This is a genomic window from Paraburkholderia sp., from assembly GCF_036488505.1.
Taxonomy (GTDB): domain Bacteria; phylum Pseudomonadota; class Gammaproteobacteria; order Burkholderiales; family Burkholderiaceae; genus Paraburkholderia.
On the sequence record NZ_DASXHN010000402.1, the window covers coordinates 20,917 to 30,086 of the forward strand.

Below are 9,170 nucleotides of genomic sequence, written 5' to 3' on the forward strand. Positions count from 1 at the left end.
TAGTTCACGGCCGCGCTGGCGGCAACCGGGAATTTTCTGGCGCGGCGCGCGACCCGCCCAATTTACCGTTGTTAGCGCGCGCAGCCAACGAAGCAAATCCGCTACGGTTATCTGCCGCGATCGGAAACGCGGTGCCTGAACGCACGATAGCGGGTTGCCGGCAGCCGCTTACTTCTCCGCCGACGACGAATCCGCGGCGCGGTCGACGGCCTCCTCACGCAGCGGCATCACCAGCAGCGCCGTCACGATGCCGATGCCCACACCCAGCACCGTTTCCCACAACCGCGCCAACAGCACCGGCAGCGAATGCTCACCACCGGCCGCGAGCGTCACGAGAAGCGTAAAAGCGAACGCGCCGCAGGCGACGTCGTAACGTTCGGGCAGTGCCATCGCATAGACGACCATCGCGACCGATGCGGCGCACCAGATCAGCAACGGCGCATGAGCGACGACCGGCAGGAAGCACAAGGCGAGCGGGACGCCGATCAGCGTGCCGACAACACGGCGGCGCCCCCGTTCGAGCGTGCCCGCGGCGGTGCCGCTAATCACATAGACGCAGGCGGTAATCGCCCACGCCGACTCCGTCAGTCCGAACAGGCTGTTCAGCAGCACGATCGCCAACGCGGCGCTGGCCGCCTGCACGCCCATGACGAACTCAGCGGGATACCCCAGCGGCCCTCGCGCCGGCACCGTTGCCAGCGCGGCCATCAACGCGGGCTTTTCCGCCGGTCCGCTGAGCAGGCGCGGCACCACGGCCGAGACCATCGCTATGAGCGCCGCCACAACAATCGCGTGCCAGTCCACCGAACTCAGGTTCATCGTGTAGGCGGTCAATTCACCGATATAGATCTGCGAACCCAAGCCCGCGCCGAGCACACCGTAGCGCTTCAGGGCCCCGACCGCGAACGCACCGCTGATGAGAATCCACTCGCCGCCAGCGTGACCCGTGACCCGCGCGAAATGCGCGGTCGGTGGAATCGACGAAAGCACCGCAAACAACGCCGCGCCGGCCGCGACGGCCGCGCACAGCAGCGCCAGATCGCGGCTCGATTCGTAGCGGGTCGTGCGCGCTTCAGACACGCTCGCCCAGAGTGCGAAGCTTCCCGCCAGGCCGCCCAGCGAGACGGTGGCGGGTGCGATCGAAGTAAAGTCGTGCAGCGTGCCCAGCGCCATCGCGATGCCGTAAGCAGTGACAAGGCGCAGTCCTTTGATGCGTCGATGCGTGCGTGGATCGACTCTTTCGAACCAGTCCGCGACGAGCTTAAGCGCCTGATGCATGACGTGCCCTTGATATTGACAACCGGCGTATCACCGCAGAGCTTACGCCGGATCCGACACCGCATGTTCACGCAGGAGAGATTCGCCCCGCCAGCCGCAGCCATCCATCTGAACATGGGCAATCTCGCCGATAGCCGCGTCGCAGATCGCGAAGCACTTGTGCGTCGAGCCCTAAAAACGACTTCTACATGCTCGTGAGGAAGGGCGCGCCCGGCAGGCATCCCTCGGAACCGTCGGCGATCGGGCGGCCCGAATGTCCGTCTCTATGCACGTCAGAAGCGCTATCCTCGATAGCTACGATGCTTGGTATGCCCGATCTTCTGCTCATCACGTGGATTTCTGATTGAGCTAAGCAAAGATATGGAGTGAGACGCGATGGCAAATCTGCTTGAATCGAATCCGGCTCCGGGCGCACCTGGCAATCCGCTGAACTGGAGCCGCGCGGACAAAGACGCCATCGGAACGGCGTACTCGTTGTCGAGCCAGGTCTGGTACACGACAGCAGGCGGCATCCTCACGGAAATCTACTTCCCGGATGTCGACACGCCTCAGGTACGCGACTTCCAACTGATCATTACCGACGGGTCAACCTTCTATCACGACGCGCAGAAGGACTTCGACCATCGATGCGAATGGCCGGAGCCGCCGGCCCTGTCCTTCCGGCTCACATCCCAGGCCAAAACGCAGCCCTACACCGTCGTGCAGGACGTGATCGCCGAGAAGGGTTCGGCGTGCGTGCTGGTTCGCACGAGACTGCAGGGAGATCAGAATTTCCTTAACAAACTGCATGTCTATGCGTTGTTGACGCCTCACATGGGCGGATACGGCGCCGGCAACACCGCGCATCGCGTCAGCACCGCAAATGGCGATCGCCTTGTCGCGACGCGCGACCATTACTGGCTGGCGCTGGGCGCCGACTGCGGCTTCGGCACGACGAGTTGCGGCTTCGTGGGAGTGAACGATGGCTGGACCGACATCGTCGCCAACAAGCGCTTGCCGGTCTGGAACTACGACGCGGCTTTGCCGAAGTGAATGACCCGGTGCGCGACAAGTTCAGACGTTTGGAAATCTTGGACATCGTCGGCGATGAGCGACTTCATCCTACCGTGGGCAGTGCAGTCGACGAGTTCGTCGACCAGCACTGAGCGCGATCGAAGCTCTCGACGTCGCGGTCTTCAGTTTGACGGGTCGCGAGCTTCGAAGGTTCGATTTCCGTCGCCGATGCCTCGTTCGCGGATTCCAGAAACCGCCAGTCGACGTCAGGCAACGGGCTCCTGAGGTCTGCGTGGCAAGCGTCTGCGAATAAGCGGACGGGAAGAACGAGGAAAGAGCGATCAGCGCGGCCGCGTTCGCATTCCGGCCGGCTGTCGATCGGTGGACCGTATTTACTTTCCGCCGGCCGCCTGGGTCCGGAAGCGCCATTCGGTGATCTCGTGGAACGTCTCGCCGGGCCTCAGCACGGTCGACGGAAACGTCGGCTGATTCGGCGAATCGGGAAAGTGCTCGGCCTCCAGCGCGAACGCGTCCCCCTGCCGGTAGGTCTTGCCCGATGTGCCCACCACGCTGCCGTCCAACCCGTTAGCCGTATAGAACTGCAAACCCGGCTGCGTCGTATAAAGATCGAGCACGCGGCCGCTCGCCGGATCGGTCGCGCGCGCGGCGAGACGCGGGGTTCGCTTGTCTGACGCCGGCTCGGGGTTCGCCGGCTTGTCGAGCACCCAGTTCTGATCGAAGCCGTGTGCGTAGACAAGTTGGATAAACGACGAGCGCAGCCGCTCGCCAATAACGGTTGGCTTGCGCAAGTCCATCGGCGTGCCCTGGACGCTCGCCAGTTCGCCGGTTGGGATCGACGTCGCATCGGTCGGCGTGTAGCGGGAGGCCCAGATTTGAATGGTCTGTCGCTCGATGCTGCCGCTGCCTTCGCCGGCCAGATTGAAATACGAATGATTGGTCAGGTTCACGACCGTTGGTTTGTCGGTGGTCGCGCGATAGTCGATGCGGAACACGTCGTCATCGGTGAGCGTGTACGTCACCTGGGCGGAAAGGGTGCCTGGGAACCCGTTTTCGCCGTCGGGGCTCACGTAGCTCAATTCGGCACTGACGCCGTCACGCGAATCGACTGGCTTTACGTTCCAGATCTTCGTGTCGAAGCTCGACGGGCCGCCGTGCAGCGTATTCGGTGGGTCGTTGATCGGCAGCGACCACGTTTGCCCGTCGAGCGTAAAGCGACCGGCCGCGATGCGATTGGCGTACCGGCCAATTAGTGCGCCGAAGTGGATGTTGCCGTTGAACTTCTCATAGTCCGCGAGGCTGCCGAAGCCGAGCACGATGTTCGCCATGCGGCCATGTCGGTCCGGCGTGCGAAGCTCGTTGATGAGGGCGCCATAGTTCAGGAAGCTGACCGTCAGGCCATGCGCGTTGGTCATGGTGTAGCGGGTGACTGCGTGCCCGTCGGCTGTGACACCGTACGGCGCTTGCGTGAGCGACCCCGCCAGCGACAGGCACGGTACCGCGAACAACGCCGCGCCGACGACCCGCAATATGCTGCGCGGCGTGTTCCAGAGCGCATGCCTGTGAAATCGCCCGTTCGGCATGCGCGCCGCGCTTGTAGTCATGGATGGCTCCTGCAACAGGGTGGCTTTTTGCAACGCAAACAACATGCCTGACGCATGCGCCGAAGGCCCTGCAACAAGTCGTGCTCGCCGAGCCGCCAATTCACGACGCTGAGCGAACCTGAAAAGAATGGGGCTTGGGGTTTCATCTGCGCTGCGCTTCCTCGCGTCGAATTTCACAAGGGTGATATCGCCGATATGAATGTCGGATCGGGAAGTAAAAAAACAGGGTCGCTCGTCCGCCCTTAGGTCCAATCGAGATGGACCTGCGGGACACTGAGGATCGCATCCGTTTCGCCTCCCCTGAGGTGCCGTTCGACCCACTACAACGAACTTCCGATTTCGAAGCATTGGACCCGTCACGCCTGCGATCAGTGGATTCGGCGTAAAGTCTATGCTTGTACTATCAAGCACGAGCCGCGACGGACCTGGTTCAATGGCGCCAGACTGCGGGCTTGACGAACCTGGACCATGAAGTCACGCATTCGGTCAGATACGGCATACGAACGCTGACCGCCCGATAGTTTGACGGGCCCTCTCAAACCACTCCCCGAGGAGCGCGAAAATGGTCAAAACGACAGTTGGAGTTTGGAAGTGGGTGGGGACAATGCTGACTGCGACCGTATTACTAGCTTTGTCGGGCCCAGCCTTCAGCACCAATCAGTCACAACAGCGCCAAGCCGGCAGGAACGTCAACCAGCAGGCCAAACATGAGGCACGCTCGCACAAGGTAGATTGCCGCGCCGCCAACGAAAAGAGCAACTCCCAGTGCCGGCAGGACAAGCGCGACACGAAGCAGAACGGCCGCCAGGCGAAGCGCGACATCAAGTATTGATGGCGCCTCGCAGAGTCGGGATAAATCTCATCCGTTGATGAAGCAACTGCTCGATGAGAAGTGGATCGGAGGAATTCATGCGGTTGGTCGAATGCAAGGAATTCGGGAGCGAGGCTCGCAGCAAGCCGATGAAGTGCGTCAAGTATGGCGCGCCCGGGGTAAAGCGGCAGACCGGGGCGGGAAAGATTAGGGGCGGCTTCGGGATTCTTATAGTCGGATCGTTGATCAGCGGGTGTTGCGTTTCGACCTATGGCGCCAAAGATGGCCACGACCCGATGAATCAAGCCCAGTCGTGCTGCAAGGACGACCTCCAATGTCTCGCAGAGAAAGCGATCGTTGCGGCCGACACCTATTGCAAGGATCCGATCGAGCGACTTGCGACGCACGCTGTGAGATGGACTGAGGCACCCAACGAGTTGAAATTCAGTTACTTTCGCTGGACCGATCAGCCGGGCGGCGCGATCACATACGTTGGCGATAAGGCCGAATTCCAGAACGACGTCGGCACCTATACGCCGATCATTTACCAATGCGACCTTGCCAGTGATGGTCAAACAGTGCTTGCCGTCAATGCGACCGCGGGCAGGTTGCCGCGCTGACGACGTCCGGATCCCATCAGCGATGAATCATCCCATTCGGTCGTACGTGCACGCTTAACATCGTTCACTGCTGCGGAAAGCGCTATCGGGAACCGGATTAAGGGCCTCCGCCAGAAATGTGAGTAGTTCCGACTCATGCTGTCTGCCAAGGAAGGCAAGCGGCTATGCCACCCGAAGTCGTCTAATAGTGGCCGTTCGGCATATGCGACCACGCGCAAGACCGCCTCACGGATAAGCCGGTCAACCGGTAACAAGCGTTCTTAGTCGCGCAAGCGATTCATTCACGATCTCGACGTAGTCGCGTCGCTCGGACTCGCTGACCCACTGCACAAACGCGACCCGAAAGACAGCGACTCCTGCCTCGGCTGCGAGGCTCGCGTCCGGCTGACTGACACCGCGGTCCTGGAGCGCCTGCGCCAGCGCCGCTGACAGCGTCGCCATCTTGATCAGCTCGCGCTCGCGCAGGTCCGCGTTGGCCGCGATCACGCTGCTGCGCAGTCGCGCGAACGCGCGGCGGTCGTCATCGAAGAAATCGCCGGCACTGGCCAAGGCGGCGGCGATCGCATCGACCGCTGAAGCTTCGGCCGACGCCCGCGCCAGCGCGTCGACCATCGTCTGTTGAAGACGTTCGGAGCCATTGAACAGCACTTCGCGCTTGTCGGCGAAGTAGCGGAAGAACGTGCGCGCAGTCAGCCCCGCGCGTTCCGCGATGGCTGCCACGGTCGTCTGATCGTAGCCGACCTCTCCGAATAGTTCGATGGCGGCAGCACGGAAACGGCTCTCGGCATCGGGCTCCCAGCGTCCCATTTTCTCTCTTGTGTTGACACGGAGTGACATCATAGGCCTATACTGATGTCACTTAATGACATCAGCGGATGGTCCCATGCGAATTCTCGTTACCGGCGCCTCGGGCTGGATCGGCTCAGCCAGCGTCAAAGAACTCATCTCTGCAGGACACCACGTCCTCGGCCTCGCCCGCAACGACGAGTCGGCAGCAAGGATCGCGCAGCTTGGTGCAGAGGTGGTGCGCGGCAGCCTGGACGACCTTGCCAGCCTGCGCGATGCAGCGAAGCTGGCCGAGGGCGTTATACATCTTGGCTACAACCACGATTTCTCGCAAATGGCGGCCGCCGCGCAGACCGACCGCGCTGCCATCGAGGCGTTCGCCGATGTACTGCAAGGCACTGGCGGCCCGCTGCTGATCGCCTCGGGCACACTTGGGCTAGTCCCGGGCCGCGTGGGCACCGAGAGGGATATGCCGAGCGCCGGAGTCCACCCGCGCATTGCCAACGCGGCCTACACGTTGGGCCTGGCCGATCGTGGTATCCGGTCGATCGTCGTGCGTTTCGCGCCGACGGTGCACGGTGCGGGCGGTGACCATGGATTCGTCGCGGTGCTGGCGCGCATCGCTCGGGAAAAACGCATTTCGGGCTACATCGGCGACGGCCTGAACCGCTGGCCTGCGGTGAACCGGCTCGATGCCGGCAAGCTCGTGCAACTCGCGATCGACAACGCGACACCGGGCAGTGTGCTGCATGCCGTCGCTGAAGAAGGCATCGCCACGCGTGATATCGCGACGGCGCTGGGACAGTTCCTCGATGTACCGGTGGAATCGATTCCGGTAGAGCGCGCGCAGGCTCATTTCGACTGGCTCGGCATGTTCTTCGGTGCCGACGCCCCCGCGTCCAGCGCACGCACGCGCTCACTGCTGGGCTGGGAGCCGACGCACGCAACGCTTCTGGAAGACATTGCTGCCGGACACTACCCCGGGAACTGATTGGCTGACTTGCTACGCCCGCCCATCGCCGGCGACCTGCGGAGATGCTACAAATTCGCCTCGCTGCCATCCGGCTGTTGCTCATCTACGCCAGGCGGAGTCGACACGAAAACTGTCCACATACACCGAGACTGCGGCCGGCGCTGAGCACCGGTTCAATCACCCGTCGCGAGCGAATTTCGTGCACCGCGAAGGGCGTTCGATGGTCGGGAAATGACCGCATACTTTGATCTCTTCAAAGCGGGCGTGTGGTTCGGGGCGGCGATGCGACGACCGCCATCGACGGGAACCTAACCATCGGCAGCGCTCCATATGAGCCGTGTCGGGACTTTGCTCAGCGCAAGCGTCGGCCAGTGATTCGGATGGGTCATCCTGCGCAGCGATTGGATGCTCGGCGAATTGCGCTGCAACGCGCTCATACTCTCCGGCGCGAATTCTTCGACTAGTGGCACGAACGATGGCCGGATTCGGATGAACGTCCGGTTGACAGCTCATCAGCTCAACGCGGCGGATCGTTCCTGTCACAAGAGAGGAATGTAGATGTCGGTTTCCCACTGACCCTGCGGCGTTTCCGGAAAGACGCTCAGGTAGTGAAAGAACAACGGGTGGTCTCGCAGTTCCTCTCCGCTTGCGGGGAGCCAGTCGCGATAAATCGGATAGATCGTCTCACCGACGTGGTCGGTCGATCCAATATGCCGAACCACTGCACATCGACCACCTGGAATGACAAGTTCGCGGACGCCATAGGTATTCGACGCGACAGGTTCGTCGATTTCTCCGCAAATGTCGAAGCGAAATGCATCCGCCGGTGCCGTGTCCGGATTGTTGCGCGGAATGCCAAAGGTCCTGCTCGACGAAAGCGGGGATTGCCCACTTTGCTTCCGCCAGTCGACGAACTTGCGCACGCTCTCGTTGACGAGCCCAGTCGCTCCAACGTGTTCAAGCGCGGCGACGCGGGTTTCAGAAAAGTCGACAATTCATACTTGCATGGTGAGTTTCCTTGAGAGATAGGGGACGACAAAAGTCGCACTCCAGACCTGCCAATTCGGACGCTGCCGGAACGAACTCGGCGCCGTGCCGAACGCGCGCCTGAATGCGCGGCTGAAAGCTTCGGGGCTGTCGAATCCCGCTTCGAACGCGGCATCGAGCACCGAACAGAATTCGCGCGATGCCAGGCGGTGGGCAGCCCGGCGCAAGCGCGTCAGTTGCACGTAGCGTGCAACCGGCATCCCCACATAGGCGGCAAACTGGCGATGAAAATGGAATTTCGAGAAGTTCGCAATGCGACTTAGCGCGTCCACGGACAGGTCGCCCTCGAGGTTCATCTCGATGTACGCGAGTACGGCATTGAAGCGTTTGCCGTAGGTGCTATTGGCATCAACTTGATGCTTGCATGGTCTGATTATCTGGATCGTGCGACTGGCGTTATGGTCGCTCATCGTCGAAACATCGCGCCTAGCCGCTCTTGCTCGATTTCCAGACGGTTCATACGATAGGGCCTCAGCTTATCAGCTGGTTTTTCGCCGGGCGCGAGGTCTCCAACTTTGGATCCTTTTTCGTCAGCGTGGCGCCGGAGTGAGATCGCGAAGGATTTGAGCAGGGCTGTCGAACGGCTGTTTCCGGGCCGAGCCGAGACGAATCACGCCGGAAATTTTGCTGCGTCGCAGCCGGTACAATTCGGCAAAAATCCTGCAGACACGCGAACCGATGACCGACCTCAACCGATTTCTGGCGGAAGCGACTGCCAGCGGCAAGATTCCTGGCGTATCGCTTGCCGCTCTTCGCGCGGGCACGAGAAGCGCCGAACATTACTTCGGCGTTCGCGGTGCGCACGACCGCGCCGCTGCAGACGCGGCGACCGTCTTCGAGGCTGCGTCTCTCACTAAACCGCTCGTCGCGTCGCGAGAACATCGGTGTATGTTGCGCTTCATCCGTACACCGCCGCCTGTTCTCTTGCCCTTGCCGAGGCCGCGCTAGACGGTTCCTGTCGCGGCGTAGACCCGCCATCGCATCAACCTGAACAGAAAGGCCATCGGCGCGTCAGCTTCGCGCCATCTGCGTTGCGTATG

At 61.7% G+C, this 9,170-nt stretch carries 8 protein-coding genes and 1 pseudogene; 5 read left to right on the plus strand and 4 right to left on the minus strand.

Going from position 1 to position 9,170, the window contains the following annotated elements; genetic code table 11:
- Positions 1-168: 168 nt before the first annotated feature.
- The gene (locus VGH68_RS23435; RefSeq protein ID WP_331606093.1) at positions 169-1,278 is read right to left on the minus strand and encodes an FUSC family protein; all 1,110 of its coding nucleotides are present in this window, start codon (positions 1,276-1,278) and stop codon (positions 169-171) included.
- 375 nt (positions 1,279-1,653) lie between these two features.
- Here VGH68_RS23435 and VGH68_RS23440 point away from each other — a divergent pair, with 375 nt between their 5' ends.
- A complete protein-coding gene (locus VGH68_RS23440; protein ID WP_331606094.1) occupies positions 1,654-2,310 on the plus strand; it encodes a hypothetical protein in 657 nt (218 codons plus the stop codon).
- 353 nt (positions 2,311-2,663) lie between these two features.
- On the opposite strand, the gene VGH68_RS23445 is transcribed toward VGH68_RS23440, so the two are convergent.
- On the minus strand, positions 2,664-3,893 hold the full coding sequence (locus tag VGH68_RS23445) for an aldose epimerase family protein (protein WP_331606095.1): 1,230 nt from the start codon (positions 3,891-3,893) through the stop codon (positions 2,664-2,666).
- A gap of 562 nt (positions 3,894-4,455) precedes the next feature.
- On the opposite strand from VGH68_RS23445, the gene VGH68_RS23450 reads away from it, so the two are divergent.
- Both VGH68_RS23450 and VGH68_RS23455 read left to right on the plus strand, forming a co-directional pair.
- Positions 4,456-4,725: a hypothetical protein gene (locus VGH68_RS23450; RefSeq protein ID WP_331606096.1), complete on the plus strand. Its 270-nt coding sequence runs from the start codon at positions 4,456-4,458 to the stop codon at positions 4,723-4,725.
- Between the two features lie 77 nt (positions 4,726-4,802).
- Entirely contained in the window at positions 4,803-5,324 is a 522-nt protein-coding gene (locus VGH68_RS23455) for a zinc ribbon domain-containing protein (RefSeq protein ID WP_331606097.1), read from the plus strand.
- Positions 5,325-5,564: 240 nt separating this feature from the next.
- Here VGH68_RS23455 and VGH68_RS23460 read toward each other — a convergent pair whose 3' ends face one another.
- Positions 5,565-6,131: a TetR family transcriptional regulator gene (locus VGH68_RS23460; RefSeq protein WP_331606098.1), complete on the minus strand. Its 567-nt coding sequence runs from the start codon at positions 6,129-6,131 to the stop codon at positions 5,565-5,567.
- 76 nt (positions 6,132-6,207) lie between these two features.
- On the opposite strand from VGH68_RS23460, the gene VGH68_RS23465 reads away from it, so the two are divergent.
- Positions 6,208-7,101, plus strand: a complete 894-nt coding sequence (locus VGH68_RS23465) for an SDR family oxidoreductase (RefSeq protein ID WP_331606099.1) — start codon at positions 6,208-6,210, stop codon at positions 7,099-7,101.
- Between the two features lie 521 nt (positions 7,102-7,622).
- On the opposite strand, the pseudogene VGH68_RS23470 reads toward VGH68_RS23465, so the two are convergent.
- Positions 7,623-8,426, minus strand: a pseudogene (locus tag VGH68_RS23470) (AraC family transcriptional regulator).
- Between the two features lie 382 nt (positions 8,427-8,808).
- Here VGH68_RS23470 and VGH68_RS30145 point away from each other — a divergent pair.
- On the plus strand, positions 8,809-9,078 hold the full coding sequence (locus VGH68_RS30145; RefSeq protein ID WP_414696979.1) for a serine hydrolase: 270 nt from the start codon (positions 8,809-8,811) through the stop codon (positions 9,076-9,078).
- Positions 9,079-9,170 lie beyond the last annotated feature (92 nt).

What these genes read in the sequence shown, in the direction of transcription:
- VGH68_RS23435 (WP_331606093.1), bottom strand. Translation starts at nt 1,278, where the DNA reads ATGCATCAGGCGCTTAAGCTCGTCGCGGACTGGTTCGAAAGAGTCGAT.
- VGH68_RS23440 (WP_331606094.1), top strand. Translation starts at nt 1,654, where the DNA reads ATGGCAAATCTGCTTGAATCGAATCCGGCTCCGGGCGCACCTGGCAAT.
- VGH68_RS23445 (WP_331606095.1), bottom strand. Translation starts at nt 3,893, where the DNA reads ATGACTACAAGCGCGGCGCGCATGCCGAACGGGCGATTTCACAGGCAT.
- VGH68_RS23450 (WP_331606096.1), top strand. Translation starts at nt 4,456, where the DNA reads ATGGTCAAAACGACAGTTGGAGTTTGGAAGTGGGTGGGGACAATGCTG.
- VGH68_RS23455 (WP_331606097.1), top strand. Translation starts at nt 4,803, where the DNA reads ATGCGGTTGGTCGAATGCAAGGAATTCGGGAGCGAGGCTCGCAGCAAG.
- VGH68_RS23460 (WP_331606098.1), bottom strand. Translation starts at nt 6,131, where the DNA reads ATGGGACGCTGGGAGCCCGATGCCGAGAGCCGTTTCCGTGCTGCCGCC.
- VGH68_RS23465 (WP_331606099.1), top strand. Translation starts at nt 6,208, where the DNA reads ATGCGAATTCTCGTTACCGGCGCCTCGGGCTGGATCGGCTCAGCCAGC.
- VGH68_RS30145 (WP_414696979.1), top strand. Translation starts at nt 8,809, where the DNA reads ATGACCGACCTCAACCGATTTCTGGCGGAAGCGACTGCCAGCGGCAAG.